The sequence below is a fragment of the Paenibacillus sp. ClWae2A genome (genome assembly GCF_032452295.1).
In the GTDB taxonomy this organism is placed as follows: Bacteria; Bacillota; Bacilli; order Paenibacillales; family Paenibacillaceae; genus Paenibacillus.
Genome location: NZ_JAULSQ010000007.1, coordinates 152,755 through 167,739 on the forward strand (window position 1 = coordinate 152,755; position 14,985 = coordinate 167,739).

Sequence of the window (14,985 nt, forward strand, 5' to 3'; positions counted from 1 at the left end):
CATATGAGAATGATAATTGTTATCATTAAGAAAATAAGACAAAAGGATGGTCCGTATGACTGAACAGTTTCCCTTCATTGCTGAAACCTCATCTCTACCGCTCCTCTCCTCCATGTGCCGTGTGCGTCGTGGGGAGAATTTCCGTGTGCAAGGCAAGACGGTGTCACGGCCCATGCTCTGTCTTATTTTGCAAGGAGAGGGTGTTCTGGTCCTGAATGATACAGTCTATACGGCGCAAGCGGGCAACTTGTTTGTACTGAAGCCAGGTACAACCATTGAGGCCGCTGCACGCTCGAATGTGACCGAATGTATATTGCTAAGCATGGATACGGTTCGTTTGCAGCAAGTGCGCGGTGAATGGAAAATGACCTCTTCACCTGCCTTCCCGCTGGATTGGCAGACAGGCAGGTTGCTGGTTCGTCATGAGCAGCAGGCTGTATTACGTCTGGAACAACTGTATGAAACCTATCGCGGTCTTCAACCGGATCACTTTATCAGCATACATAGCCAGCTGCATGATCTGCTGCAGTTTCTCTCAGAGAACAGGCTGGAAGCCAATCATGAGAAAGTGGACCCTGCCTTGGAACGCAGTATTATGTATATGCGACGTTACATGAGTGAAGGAATCAGCATGGATCAGCTTGCCAAGATTGCTGGACTCACACCCAGCTCCTATTCACGCAGTTTCAAGAAGGCCAAAGGCATGTCACCGACCGATTACCTGAATCGTTTACGTATAGAAGAAGCCAAAAAACAGCTGGCAGAGGAATCCTGTGTCCTCAAAGACGTCGCGGTATCTGTCGGGTATGGCAATGAGTATTATTTTAGCCGCAAATTCAAACAAACCTTGGGGATTGCCCCCAGCGTATATATGAAAAGAGATCAACTTCGCGTAGCTACAGCATCCATTATGGGATTCCATGAGAACTTGGCCTCGCTTGGACTGCGCCCGGTAGCTGTGCTGGAAGGTGAAGGTGTGTTTGACCGAGAATCGGATGAATATGAACAAGAACGCCGATTAACCAGACAATTCGATCAACTTCGGCAGGCGAAGCCAGACTTGATCATCGGCGACTTTTACCACAAGCCCTACTATGATCGCCTGAAAAGTATTGCACCCACCATCATCTTGGAGTCCACTGATGACTGGAAAGAGAACCATATTCGCATAGCCGAACTGGTTGGACGTGAGCAGCAGGCGTTGCTGAATTTCAAAGAACTTGAGTTTCGCAAGCTTGAAGCAAGCCTGAACCTGCAACCCTATTTCGGACAAAAACGGTTGGCTCTGATGGAGGTTACGAATCAGTTCATTCGCTTACAGGGGACTGGCGAGCATCCATTAAATCACTTGTTGTATGCTGAATTGGGACTCCAACCTGCTCAGCTTGTATCTCCCGAAAGTTCCAGAAATGAGTATGTAGCGGATAGTATTCCCGTACTGGACACGGATTACCTGTTAATTCATCGTGCTTCGCTTCAGCCTGCCAGTGAAAAGGTGTTCCGACGCATGAAACAAACGGCATCATGGAATCGATCCCCTGCTGTATTGTATGGTAACGTTCACGATATTTCGAACTGGCAACGGTTATGCTGGACCCCTGCTGGCCGGTTGCAGATTCTGAACGAACTGGAACAGATTGCTCAGCAGTCTGTAGTCTTTCCTCAGGCAGGTCTGATCGGACATTAGATGTGAACATAGGTCGATACGATGGGCAAGATTATCTTTTACATCGTGTTCCTTCATTAATAATTCAGTAAGTTATTGCACAGGCCAAAGGGCCCTCTCCTATACCGGAAAGGGCCCTTTGCATGTAATTATGAATGTTCCTTAATCTCTTCCTTCGGAACAAGCTTGTATATCTCTTCATTTTCCATGGTATCAATCAACCGATCCAACCATTTGTAATATGCTTCCGCTTGCAAAACTTTGTGTTTGTCTTCCATCAGGATGTGGATAAGTTCAGCATCCGCCTCTTCATCCAAATCTTCGACTAATCGATTCAGTTCTTCGATCGATTTGCGTAGAACCTGAAGGTTACTCTCCACGGCTTTTCTCCACTTAATGGCAAAATAATCCGTAAACGTCTGATGCCAGTCATATTCCACTTCATATAGGTCTTTTCTGGAGCCCTTGCTCCACACTTTATTTACCATTTTCAAATCCAGCAGTGTTCGTACACCTGTACTCATACTCGTTTTGCTCATTTCCATTTCCCGTCCCATATCGTCAAGGGTCATTGGTTTGTCTGCAAAAAATAGCAATCCATATAAGTGTCCCGTCGATAGCGTAACGCCGTAAAGATCCATATTACGTCCAATGGCTTCAATGACGCGCTTACGAATCTTCAGCACGGTTGCCTGCTGTTCCTCTTGTAAATGGTCCAAGCCCATGCTTGCAACCTCCATTCTGAACATTCCACAGTCTTTGGCGAAATCATTGCAACACTTTAAAAGTCCTGCTTACATGGGAAAGCACTCGGCCGGACATCATATATGCCAGAGGGCTTTCATTCACCCAATGTATGAAAATGGGAACTTTACCAGGCTACAATTGCCTATGACTATCTTTTAACCAAATAATTCAGCTTCAATTCAGCTCATTTTCTATTGTAGGAAAAGCGATATCAAATGTAAAGGAACCTTATTAGGCAGAATAAGGAGAATGATGGAGCATATGCGAGGAAAACTTTGTACAGTTTTTACTGTACAAACATTATGTACTGTTTATTCGGTTGATATACTGGTTAAGTATTGTTAGTATTAAAAACGTTACCCAGAAAGACGGGAAGCGAAGCAACAACTACCGGATTTCGTGGCTGGGCGCATAAGTGTATGGGCTTATGGATGCTGAAAGCCGTTCGAAGTGCACAACACATCAGAAGGGGTGAAAACATGACCATACTTGAAGTGAAAAACGTAAGTAAATTGTTTGGCCCCCAAACCGAGCAAGGTCTGCAATTACTGGAGCAAGGTTGGGGTAAAGAAAAGTTGGCCAAAGAAAAACAGATAACGGTTGGTGTCAACCGGGTCAACATGGACATTAAGGAAGGCGAGATTTTCGTTATTATGGGACTGTCCGGGAGTGGTAAATCCACACTGGTTCGGATGTTCAATCGTCTGATTGAACCAACATCCGGAGAAATTCTGGTCCATGGTAAGGATCTACGCAAGATGAACAAAGAACAATTGCGCGAAGTGCGCCGGAAAACGATCAGCATGGTCTTCCAGAAGTTTGCGTTGTTCCCGCACCGTACCGTTCTTGATAATGTGGAGTATGGATTGGAAATACAAAAAGTAGATAAGGAAGTACGCCGGGAGAAAGCAAAAACCTCACTTGAGCTGGTTGGCCTGAAGGGCTGGGAAGACAAAATGCCGGATGAACTCAGTGGCGGGATGCAGCAACGTGTCGGCTTGGCGCGTGCACTTGCCAATGACCCGGAAGTACTGCTAATGGATGAAGCCTTCAGTGCACTTGATCCATTGATTCGTCGTGATATGCAAGATGAGTTGATCGAGCTTCAGGATAAAATGAAAAAGACGATTATTTTCATTACCCATGACTTGGACGAAGCGCTGCGCATCGGCGATCGTATTGCCCTTATGAAAGACGGCGCAGTTGTGCAGATCGGTACACCGGAAGAAATCATGATTCAACCGGCCAACTCATATGTGGCCCGCTTCGTCGAAGACGTGGATCTGTCCAAGGTCCTTACAGCATCTCACGTAATGCGCCGCCCTGAAACAATTACGCTTGATCGTGGTCCTCGTGTTGCCCTCGAATTAATGCGCGAACGTGGTATTTCCAACCTGTTTGTCATTGACCGTTCGATCAAACTACTTGGTGTTATTACAGCTGAAGATGCAACCCGTGCCATGCGCGAAAACAAATTGTTGAACGACATTCTGATCACGGACGGGCCGACGGTGTCGCCTGAGACCCTGATTCATGAATTATTCGAGATTGTAAGTTCTGCCCATGTGCCGCTCGCTGTTGTTGGTGAGAATGGCCGTCTGCAAGGTGTTATCGTCCGCGGTGCCCTGCTGGGTGCGCTTAGCGGTGAAGTTGCAGTAAAGGAGGAACTTGTGAATGATTCCCAAAATACCACTAGCATCGTGGATTGAATCCATCGTTGACTGGATGAGCTCCTCGCTCTCCGGATTGTTTAATGTAATCTCTGTTGTTATTCAGGCAGTAGTCGGATTCTTCTCCGGGCTGTTCATGCTGCCCCATCCACTCCTGTTCATTGCCATATTGGGTGTTCTTGCGTTCCTCGTAGGTCGACTCCCACTGACACTATTTACGGTTATCGGGTTCTTGCTCGTAGATAACTTGGGATACTGGTCCCAATCGATGGATACACTCGGTCTGGTTATCACTTCAGGATTGGTTTCGATCCTGCTTGGTGTGCCTGTTGGAATCTGGCTCGCATACAGTAAAACTGCGGCGCGTATCATTACACCGCTGCTTGACTTCATGCAGACGATGCCTGCATTTGTCTACTTGCTGCCTGCGGTTACATTCTTTAGTCTAGGTGTCGTTCCAGGTGTTATCGCGTCCGTTATATTTGCGATTCCGCCAACGATTCGTCTGACTCACCTGGGTATCAGACAGGTATCTGGCGAGTTGGTTGAAGCAGCTGATGCATTCGGTTCAACTTCCATGCAAAAGTTGTTCAAAGTACAGCTTCCACTCGCTTTGCCTACCGTGATGTCCGGTATTAACCAGACCATCATGCTGTCACTGTCCATGGTTGTTATTGCATCCATGATCGGTGCACAAGGTATTGGTGCGGAAGTTTATCGTGCTGTAACACAGCTACAAATCGGTAAAGGTTTCGAAGCCGGTCTGGCCGTTGTTGTACTCGCGATTGTACTGGACCGTTTTACACAAAATGTATTTATGCCAGGTCGCAAAAAGACCTCACGCATTACAGCCAAGCAAAAAGCATGGATCACTGCTGCGGCAACATTCCTTGTGCTTGTAGCTGGTTTCTCACAATACTTCGTTGGTGGCACAACTTCGGCTGGTGGCAACAATTCAGCAGCCAATGCTGTAGGTCAAGAAGTGAACTATCAGATTATTGGTATCGATCCAGGGGCTGGTATCATGAAGTCCGCTGCAAAAGCGATCGAAGACTATAAATTGACTGACTGGACTCTGATTGAAGGCTCTGGTGCAGCCATGACTGCTACATTGGACAAAGCCATCAAAAATGAAGATCCAATCATTATTACAGGTTGGACTCCGCACTGGATGTTCAACAAATATGATCTAAAATATCTGGAAGACCCTGAGAAATCTTTTGGTGATGCTGAAGAAATTCATACCATTGCCCGTAAAGGTCTGAAAGAAGATCACCCTGTTGCGTTTGAATTCCTGTCCCGTTTCCAATGGACATCGGATGAAATGGGTGAAATGATGACTGCCATTCAGGATGGCACATCACCGGAAGAAGCAGCGAAAGCTTATGCCGAGAAACATGCCGATCAGATTGCTGAGTGGACCAAAGGTCTGACTCCAGTGAACGGTGATGCATTCAAACTGAGCTATGTGGCTTGGGATTCCGAAATCGCAAGTACGAACTTGCTGAAATATGTGATGGAAAACGAATTGGGTTATAAAGTTAACGCTCTGCAAGTCGAAGCCGGACCGATGTGGACGGGGGTTGCCTCAGGCGACGTAGATGCCTCTCCAGCAGCTTGGCTGCCATTGACACACGCAGACTACTGGGAACGTTACAAAGACCAGGTGGACGATCTGGGTGCCAATATGACGGGTGTACGTACAGGCCTCGTGGTTCCTAAGTACATGACTGAAGTAAACTCGATTGCAGATCTGGAGACAGGTGCCGCTTCCTCCACTCCATCGGCAAGTGCCAATGTAGGAAATGAAGTGAATCACCAAATTATCGGTATCGACCCAGGTGCCGGAATTATGAAATCCACAGCAAGTGCCATCGAAAAATACGGTTTGTCTGACTGGAAACTGGTTGAAGGTTCAGGAGCCGCAATGACAGCTACGCTGGATAAAGCTGTTAAGAATAAGGAACCGGTTATCGTTACTGGCTGGACACCTCATTGGATGTTCAACGCATACGACCTGAAATACCTGGAGGACCCGGAAGGTGTCTACGGTGAAGCCGAACAGATTCATACGATTGCCCGTAAAGGGTTAAAGGAAGACAAACCTGTCGCTTATGAATTTCTGGATCGCTTCTCGTGGACAGCTGAAGATATGGGTGAAATTATGGTAGCTATTCAAAATGGAGAAGATGCTCAACAAGCTGCTGCAGCTTATGCAGAGAAGCATAGTGACCAAGTATCTGAGTGGACTAAAGGTCTGACCCCGGTGAATGGTGAACCCATCAAACTAAGTTATGTGGCGTGGGACTCCGAAATTGCAAGTACCAACTTGCTGGAGTATGTTCTGAAGGAAAAACTCGGTTACAATGTGACTTCCCTTCAAGTTGAAATCGGTCCAATGTGGACCGGCATCGCCAACGGTGATGTAGATGCTACACCAGCCGCATGGTTACCACTTACTTCAGCAGATTATTACAACAAGTACAAGGATCAGATCGATGATCTGGGTCCGAATATGGACGGTGCCAAAACGGGCCTGGTTGTACCAGCCTATATGGACATCAACTCTATTGAAGATTTAAAAGATAATTAAACCAGATTGAGATGATTAAACCTGAATTTGGTAAAAAAACCACCGGAAATTTTCGGTGGTTTTTTGAGTGTAACTGTTACTTGGGAATGGGAATGTCTTCAAATCTAATGAAAGCCTGAATGTACCTGAAGTGCCGTTAAAGTGGATTTTCTCCCTTCCCCAGGGTATAAAGGCTTGGGCTTCCTTTTCATAGGAAGATTGACTAGTCTTTATTACTTCGCCTGAAATTCGCTTGCCGCCAATAACAAGGTCACCACTTCAGCACGTGTTGCTTCGGCGAGTGGGTTAAACATATTTTTACCTGTTCCCTTTACCAGCCCTGCATCATATGCAGTCGCGATATATGGAATCGCCCAGGCAGGTACTTTATCTGCATCCGCAAAACTCAGTGACGGATTGGACTGTACCGGGAGGCCGAGTGCTCTGACGAGCATAACTGTCATCTCTACCCGCGATACTTTGCCCGATGAACGGAACGTATCATCCGTATACCCACTAATGATGCCTTGATCCACTGCCTGAGCAATAAAGGATTGTGCCCAGGCAGGTATCCCGGCAGCATCCTTAAACGTCAATGCCTTGTTGCTGGCTGGAAGTTCAAATGCTCTGCTCAACATAACAATGAATTCGGCGCGTGTGGCTGGTGCATTCGGACGGAAATTACCATCCTGATACCCGTTCACAATTCCCCGGGAAATGGCCTGTTCAATAGCAGTTGCTGCCCAGTGATTTCCGATGTCCTTCAGGTCTACAACTGGTGTGGTTGGATTAGTACCTCCTCCATTGCCCGGAACGGTTGGTGGAGTTGGGTTCGTAGGATTGGTTGGTGTAGTCGGTGTAGTTGGAATTACGGGCGGGGTAGGTGTTGTAGACCCTCCACCGCTGTTACCACTACCCGGATTACTTCCATTATTCCCGCCACCATTACCAGGATTGCTTCCATTTCCGTTATCTATAAATGTTAATTGTGCAAGCAATGGATCATGATCACTCACTCGGCCATCTGCTGTTTCAAAGTCAGCATTCACATGCACCACTTCTATGGCTGCGTTATCCGTCAGATTTTTACTCACCAAAATGTGATCCAATGTCTGAGAGTTTCCGTCATAAATATAGGAATAACGCTTGTTCTCAGGCAGTTTATTTACCAGATTGTCCAGTTCATTACCTTCGACAATGCTCAATGTTTTCGAGAACTGGAAGTCATTAAAGTCCCCGAGGACAGCAACATTTACATCTGGGTCCTTATTGATTAATTCATTGACAAATGTATTGACAACCGTTGCTTGCTGCGCACGTTGTACTTCACTAATGCGAGTTACAGGCTGAATATTTCCAAATGGGGCTAAATCCCCACCCTTAGAATTGAAATGGTTAGCGATAACAACCATACGTTCACCATTAAATTCAAACTCTACCGCGAGCGGTTTGCGGGAACTGGCAAATGCGTCGTCACCTGGTGCAATACGCCCCGGATTAACCGAGAGACTACCGTCTGCTTTGACTGCGATTGCTGTCGTGGCATTACCTTTGCTAACACTAGTAGCTAACGATACACGGTCCGGCTGATACAGGAATCCTACACGAATGTTCGCACCTGGTGCCCCGCCATCCTTATTATTTTCCGGAGCAATCTCACTGTATTGATATGTGGGTCCTTTATTCGCTTTGATTGCATCAATTAGAGTCTGAAAACTCTCATCGGCCGCTGTTGTACCCATGTCAGCATCCCCATCGTTATCCTGAACTTCCATTATTCCTAATATGTCTGGCGTTTTCAGATTATCCACGATAATTTTACCGATTTTATTGGCTCGTGTTGCATCTTTTTTGCTGAAGTTCTCTACATTAAACGTGGCAACAGTCAGCTTTTCTTGTTGTGGCTCAATTGATGTTGTTGCTTGTTTTAAACCATTGGACGTAATCGGAGGAAAATCGCTTTCCAGGTTAACCTTATAATTACCACCCGAATAAGAAAGCACACCTTTAATGGATCCTCCAAATTTATCACCCGTTGTCACAGCTTGAGGAGGTTTTTTATTAATGAACAAACGTTGAGGATTTAGAGAACTCTCAAACTTTCCTGCTCCGTCTCCACGTAAGATTAATCCTCCTGCCGGAGTCTGCAATGAATTATTTGGTTCGTTGTCTACCGTTACTGCTAATCCAGGGTTGTAAGAATAAGGTCCGAGAATAGTAGCATCATCTAATTGAATACGCATGCCTTCCAAACTTTCATAAAAGTCTATGGCATCCACGTCAGGGTTAAACTGGCCCAATCCATCCGAATCAATGACTTTCGGTATTACGCGGCCACCTTTTCCAATGATTACGGATTGTGGAAATTCAACATTGGGTTGTTCCAACGTAATCTCAGAAGCTACAATTTCAGTGGTTGGCAGGTCTGTTGCACTTGCAGCATACTCTTTCACCTTGCCGGCAACCTTTACCTGGTCCTTGACTTTCATCCCATGATCTTTCTTATAGATTAAAATCCCCTCAGAAGTTGCCGGATCTCCATCTTCCTGACCAGGAATGGATTGCATATAGAATGAATCTGCGTTAACTAGAGATGTAACAATCCCATCTACATTCTGTACATTCAATCCATCATAGATGGAATAATGGCCTGCCCCCTGAATTTCGTGAATACGTACACCATCCACCCGATCCACCGCAGCATACTCAAAAGAAAAAATGGTGCTTACTCTGCTATCAACAGTGGCAACAGCTTTAATGATTTGATTTTGAGTAATCGTAATAGGCTGTGTGTATTTCATGGAATTCACAGTTGGTTCAGAACCGTCCAGTGTATAGAAAATTTGGGCACCTACATAAGGGGAAGACAACGTAACTTCCGTTCCTTTTACAATACCACCGGAAGGTGTGCTCGCTGTTACGGAGAGCACATCCTGCAGAATATCCGACGCCGTTCGAGGAATCAGTTCCAGACCGTAAGTGGAATGGTAAGTCAAGACTCCTGTCACTTTATGATATGATTTGCCAACGGAGATAGCTGACGGGCTGTTTTTGGCATAAATCAGCATTTCCCCGCCATGTTCATCTGTCGCCGTGTAAGTGGGCGTGTTGCTTTTTGTCACTTGAATATTGTTTACTTCGACAAGCATCCCTTCATACTGCCCTCCAGAACCCTTACTCCCCCCCACACCTGGAGCAAAATGGGATGAGTTTAGCGATACAGGTGAAGGTAGATCCTGTGACTTTTCGACAGTCCGAATATAGCCACCCTGAAATCCGGATTTACTTGCTTCCACTTGGACTAGGCCGTTGTAGATCGTAATTGGGCCGTAGGCTTCAATCCGGTCTCCAATCTCCACACCAGAAGCATTGCCGCGCACAACGATCCCGGCATCGTTATCCTGAATATACAGATTGAATACACCAGATAATTCACTGTAGGTTACAATGCCTTGAACGGTAACGGTACTGTTTTCAGTTGCTTTTCTTGTCTCGGAGATCGGAATAGGGGTTGTGTCGACGAGGGTGTAATCGAAACTCGTCACATTGCTAGTGTCTATTCCTTCTTTGACTGCGTAGGTTTCAATGTGAATCGCATCATTTATTGTAATGGGCACGGTATAAGGAAGATAATCAGCGTCCGTATTTTGCTTATAGTAAACGGTTGCACCGACTGTGGGTGTTTCCAATGTAACCTGCGTTCCTACTGGAACAGCACCAGAAGATGGATTAGCTCTGACGCTTGCCACTTTAGTTTCAGGTGTCTCATCGATTAGTTGGAAGGTTGTTGAAGAGGAGTCAATGTATTTGATGCCAGGTAGTGAGAGATAAGAAGTTAGCGTCCCATTGGTTACTCTAACTTTCTTTCCAAGAAGTTCAGGGTTGCTATTCAATCCAAACGTATTTCGTACTGAAGTAATATTAGGGATTTGAACAGAAAAGATCTTATTTAAATCTGTTTCACCTGGATTGTCCGCAAGTCCAAAATTACTGCCTCCACTGAACGGAGCTATAGTTTGCAGTTTATTTTTTGAACCATCAAAATACCCAATAACATATCCTTCTACCGTCCCCGGTAATCCATCATTGTTGCGAGCGATCGCTTGAGCAACAGTTAAAGGCTCATCCGCTGCTACTGCTTTGTTGATGAACAATCCAGATGGAATGGCACCCGTGATGAGCAGGGCCATGGCCAGGAATAACCTGAGCAACCTCTTCATTTGCAGAACATGCATTTTTTACTTACCTCCATGTTTTTAAATTATAATCATAATCATTTGTTCAGACAGCTTGTACATTAGTTCAAATATAAGATAACTGAATAACAGAGTGGTGTAAACAATATTTCTTCGATTTGAAATAAAATAGAACATATACATTACAGAAAGAAACCATTTTATATTATTTAAAGCTAATTAGGACTAATTCCAGATCAAAATTATGTCTTTTTGATCTTTTTGAGTCATATTCATGTGCACCTTAAACCATTTACGTCATATAAACTAACACAAAAGATATAAATCGTTTCGTATTTCGACATTTATGTACAGCATCTTTCTATCCCTTCTCAAGAAAAATCAGACTTAAGTCTTATAGAATCTCAAAACACAGGCATAACAATACGACGATCAAGATTGATCGCCGCATCATTATTTTGAGATTAGCCTACAGTTATTTCTTCACCGTACTGTTATATTGCGCAATCTTGTCTGTAATTTGTTTAGCTGCTGCATCCAATGCTTCCTGTGGTGTACCTTGTCCATTCAGAACCGTTTCAATCGCTCCTTCGACAAGTTGTCTGGCTTCCGGGAATACACCCATTAATGCCCCGGATGTTGCTGTCGAATCCGCGGAAGCGTGCAATTGATCGACTGCTGTCTGGAATTGCGGGTACTTCGCCATATTATCCTTTAATACTTGCTCATTGTAGGCTGCTGTCGTAATAGGGAAGTATCCTGTCGCAACACTCCAGTTCGCTTGCACCTCTGGTGTAGCCAAATACTTGATGAATTCCCATGCTGCTTGCTGTTGAGCTTCCGATTTGTTGTTCATGATGTACAAGCTTGCTCCACCCACCACAACGCCGCCTTCTTTGGCATCCGCTGGACGAGGCAGGAAGCCTGTTCCCAGTTCAAACTTGCCACCTGAACCTTCTACGATTTTACGCAGGCCAGCCGTGGAATCCAGGGTCATACCGATTTGCTGAGCTGTAAATGCTGCTGTCGTATCGTCTGTGCTACGTCCCAGATTGGAGAGGGTTTTCTCGTCAATCATCTTTTTCCACCACGTTAATGTCTTCACTCCAGCTTCGGAGTTCAGCAGAGACTCTGTAGCTGCTTCGGTTCTTCCGTTTCCATTGTTTACATAATCTGCATTCTGGTTTGCAAAAAACTGTTCCATAAACCAGCCGTAGATCGCCATGGATGCACCTGGCTTACCGTCTTTTGCCAGTGCTTTTGCCGCTTGCTCAAACTCTTCATACGTCTTCGGCGGGTTCTCCGGGTCCAGACCTGCTGCTTTGAACATATCCTTGTTGTAATACAGAATCGGGTTCGATGTGTTAAACGGCATGGCGTTCAATTTGCCATCGATGGTGTAGTATCGGATAATGTTTGGCTCCAGTTGGGACAGGTCGAACTGATCCTTGTCGATGAACTGTTGTACTGGTGTAATCATGCCCGAATCAATCATGAACTTGCTGCCGATCTCGTAGACCTGGATAATGTCTGGACCGCTGTCTGAGCCCATGGATGCTTTGAGTTTGTTCAAGCTCTCATCGTACTTCCCTTGATAGATGGGCTTTACCTGAATGTCGGGATGGCTTGCGTTAAAGTCGGAAGCAAGTTGGTTAATGGCTTTCTCTCCTGCGCCAGACATGGAATGCCACCACGTCAATTGTGTTGTTTCAGCTGCGGCTGCTTCTGCTTGTGCTCCACTTGCCGGGCTGCTTGTTTCAGCTTTTGTTCCGCAAGCGGAAATGACCAACATGAGTGCAGCCAGCATTAATGCAAATGTTCCTCTTTTTTTCAAACGAAATCGCTCTCCTTTTATATGACTCGCGTACAATAAAATCTTGAGGATAACGCGTTGTGGCCGTTACGGTTACGAATCGTTCTTTTGATCGCTGTTATCCCCGGATTTCTTTCATTCCCTTTCAAAGGGGGAAATCCGGGGATAAAGGCGAACGCTTTGCTTCTTCAGAATCGATTTCGTCCCCTCCACTACTACCGTCGTTCATTTCAACATTTTATTTGAAGCACGAGCCTCATTTTATTCGCTCCTGGTATCCAAACCTTGGACCTTGTACGAAGATACAAGGTTTAATTCAAAACCTCAAAATCAAAATCTTTAGATCAAAACCTTTTAAACTTCCACTTCAATTCAATTAAATAGTTGTAAAACTTTCATTGCCTACCCCTTCAGCGCGCCTGCGGCCATTCCGCGGACAAGCTGTTTCAACCCGAAAATCAATAACAGTAAGGATGGTAGAATGACCATGGCTGTGCCGGCAAATACCAGATTCCACGCGGTGGATTCCTGGAACTCCAGCATTGAGATGCCGATTTGTGCGGTTCTCATTTCCGGTGTGTTTGTCACCAGTAGCGGCCAGAGATACGAATTGTACATGCTTAAGAATGAATAGATTGCCAGTGTTCCAAGTGCCGGACGGGACAATGGCAAGACATGCGATATGAAATAGCGAATATGACCACAACCGTCGATCCTCGCTGCCTCGAACAGTTCCTTGGGTAGTTGCATGAAGAACTGTCTTAGCAGGAATGTGCCAAACGCCGTTGCCAGAAATGGCATCGTAAGCCCTTGGTAACTATCCAGCCAGCCCCAGCTGCGAACCGTCAGGTAGTTGGGGATCATCGTCACTTCCCATGGAATCATCATCGTTGCCACAAACATGCTGAAGATGACGTTTTTGCCTTTAAACTGCATTTTCGCAAAAGCATAGGCTGCCATACTCGCTGTAATCAATTGACCAAGCGTTGTCAGTCCTGCAACAAGGAAGGTATTGCCGATAAATCGGCCAATCGGAACGATATCAAATACTTCGCTAAAGTTGGACAGATCGATGGAATTCGGAATGATATGTGGCGGATAAGCACTCGCATCTTCTGGCGTCATGACCGCCATGAAAAAGGTGTACATCACCGGATACAGCACAAGTGCTGCACAGATCGTCAGTAATACATACAACAGCGTTTTGGTCCATGTGGCACTCATTGGTAATGCACTTTCCTTTCTACCCATTTGAACTGGATCAGGGTCAGCAGCATAATCACCACGAACAGGATCAGTGCCTGCGCACTACCTGTACCAAAGCGGAAATTAACGAAGGCTTCCTGATAGATGGAATAGACAAAAACATTCGTGCTGTCCATCGGGCCACCCCGGGTTAGAATGTTGATCTGACCAAACGATTGAAAAGCGCCAATGATCGATACGACCGTAACAAAAAATAACGTTGGTGACAGTAGCGGCATCGAAATTTTGCGAAAAGTAAGTACTGGTCCTGCGCCGTCAATCTTGGCACTCTCGTAGATCTCATCCGGGATGCCTGCCAAACCACTGGATAGAATAATGTAGTTGAATCCAAGATTCATCCAGATTGTCATGATGGAGATCGAGATCAATGCCCAATCCGGGCTGGTAAGCCAGGGAATTGGGTCGATGCCTACTTTGCCAAGCAGATAATTCAGCATGCCCAGGGTCGGATGGAATAGAAACTTCCAGATGACCGCTGAGGAACCGACGGATAACACCACCGGCAGAGAGAAAACAAATTGGAACACACGCATTCCCTTAAATCGGTTGTGAGTCAGTGCAGCCAGAATCAGAGCAGCCAGCATACCTGTGGGTACTGTAAACAGGACAAATAGTAACGTCACTTTCATCCCTTGCATAAACAGTCCTGATTGGAACACGGCCTTGAAATTATCCAATCCTACGTAAGCCGCAATCTGCCCCGTTGGATCTGTGGAATGCAGACTGAGGTACACAGACTTAAACATCGGGTAAAACAGAAACACTGCAAACAAAAGCAGCGATGGTGCCAGGAAACCATAGGCCAGCATATTCTCCCGTATTCGCTGCACACGCAGCGAGGCTGTCCGGCGCTCACTCGTACCGGATACACGCCGTTTGGCGGCGGGCAAGCTGATCCGGTTATCAAGCTCACTCATCGGATTTTCTTCCCCCTTGTTTCACGCATTCAGTGTGTGTGAAATGTTACATCAACTTCAGCACCACGTTATCTAGTGTACGAGTCGAATGTCACAGCAAAATTCATTCTGAATCAACGTAACGTTAATCATGGACAA

At 45.7% G+C, this 14,985-nt stretch carries 8 protein-coding genes; 3 read left to right on the top strand and 5 right to left on the bottom strand.

The features are described from left to right. Positions 1–55: 55 nt before the first annotated feature. Complete coding sequence (locus QVE09_RS20505) at positions 56–1,687, top strand: helix-turn-helix domain-containing protein (RefSeq protein WP_315938268.1); 1,632 nt, start codon at positions 56–58, stop codon at positions 1,685–1,687. A 128-nt stretch (positions 1,688–1,815) separates the two neighbouring features. Here the strand turns inward: QVE09_RS20505 and QVE09_RS20510 are convergent, their stop codons facing one another. Then, positions 1,816–2,391, bottom strand: coding sequence for a GbsR/MarR family transcriptional regulator (locus QVE09_RS20510; RefSeq protein WP_315938269.1), 576 nt, complete (start codon positions 2,389–2,391; stop codon positions 1,816–1,818). 501 nt (positions 2,392–2,892) lie between these two features. Between QVE09_RS20510 and QVE09_RS20515 the strand changes: the two genes are divergently transcribed. Together QVE09_RS20515 and QVE09_RS20520 are read left to right on the top strand one after the other, a co-directional pair. Continuing rightward, positions 2,893–4,122, top strand: coding sequence for a quaternary amine ABC transporter ATP-binding protein (locus QVE09_RS20515; RefSeq protein ID WP_307414572.1), 1,230 nt, complete (start codon positions 2,893–2,895; stop codon positions 4,120–4,122). Next, positions 4,088–6,676, top strand: coding sequence for a glycine betaine ABC transporter substrate-binding protein (locus QVE09_RS20520; protein ID WP_315938270.1), 2,589 nt, complete (start codon positions 4,088–4,090; stop codon positions 6,674–6,676). The genes QVE09_RS20515 and QVE09_RS20520 overlap by 35 nt, the downstream gene beginning before the upstream one ends. 212 nt (positions 6,677–6,888) lie before the next feature. Here QVE09_RS20520 and QVE09_RS20525 read toward each other — a convergent pair whose 3' ends face one another. The 4 genes from QVE09_RS20525 to QVE09_RS20540 form a co-directional block, all read right to left on the bottom strand. Beyond that, entirely contained in the window at positions 6,889–10,890 is a 4,002-nt protein-coding gene (locus QVE09_RS20525) for an S-layer homology domain-containing protein (protein WP_315938271.1), read from the bottom strand. A gap of 436 nt (positions 10,891–11,326) precedes the next feature. Further along, positions 11,327–12,685, bottom strand: a complete 1,359-nt coding sequence (locus QVE09_RS20530; protein ID WP_133386752.1) for an ABC transporter substrate-binding protein — start codon at positions 12,683–12,685, stop codon at positions 11,327–11,329. Between the two features lie 381 nt (positions 12,686–13,066). Continuing rightward, complete coding sequence (locus QVE09_RS20535; protein ID WP_315938272.1) at positions 13,067–13,888, bottom strand: carbohydrate ABC transporter permease; 822 nt, start codon at positions 13,886–13,888, stop codon at positions 13,067–13,069. After that, a complete protein-coding gene (locus tag QVE09_RS20540) occupies positions 13,885–14,847 on the bottom strand; it encodes a carbohydrate ABC transporter permease (protein WP_315938273.1) in 963 nt (320 codons plus the stop codon). The genes QVE09_RS20535 and QVE09_RS20540 overlap by 4 nt, the downstream gene beginning before the upstream one ends. Positions 14,848–14,985: the final 138 nt, after the last annotated feature.

Bases quoted from the DNA above. Each gene is read 5' to 3' on its own strand.
- QVE09_RS20505 (WP_315938268.1), top strand. From the start codon at position 56: ATGACTGAACAGTTTCCCTTCATTGCTGAAACCTCATCTCTACCGCTC.
- QVE09_RS20510 (WP_315938269.1), bottom strand. From the start codon at position 2,391: ATGGGCTTGGACCATTTACAAGAGGAACAGCAGGCAACCGTGCTGAAG.
- QVE09_RS20515 (WP_307414572.1), top strand. From the start codon at position 2,893: ATGACCATACTTGAAGTGAAAAACGTAAGTAAATTGTTTGGCCCCCAA.
- QVE09_RS20520 (WP_315938270.1), top strand. From the start codon at position 4,088: ATGATTCCCAAAATACCACTAGCATCGTGGATTGAATCCATCGTTGAC.
- QVE09_RS20525 (WP_315938271.1), bottom strand. From the start codon at position 10,890: ATGCATGTTCTGCAAATGAAGAGGTTGCTCAGGTTATTCCTGGCCATG.
- QVE09_RS20535 (WP_315938272.1), bottom strand. From the start codon at position 13,888: ATGAGTGCCACATGGACCAAAACGCTGTTGTATGTATTACTGACGATC.
- QVE09_RS20540 (WP_315938273.1), bottom strand. From the start codon at position 14,847: ATGAGTGAGCTTGATAACCGGATCAGCTTGCCCGCCGCCAAACGGCGT.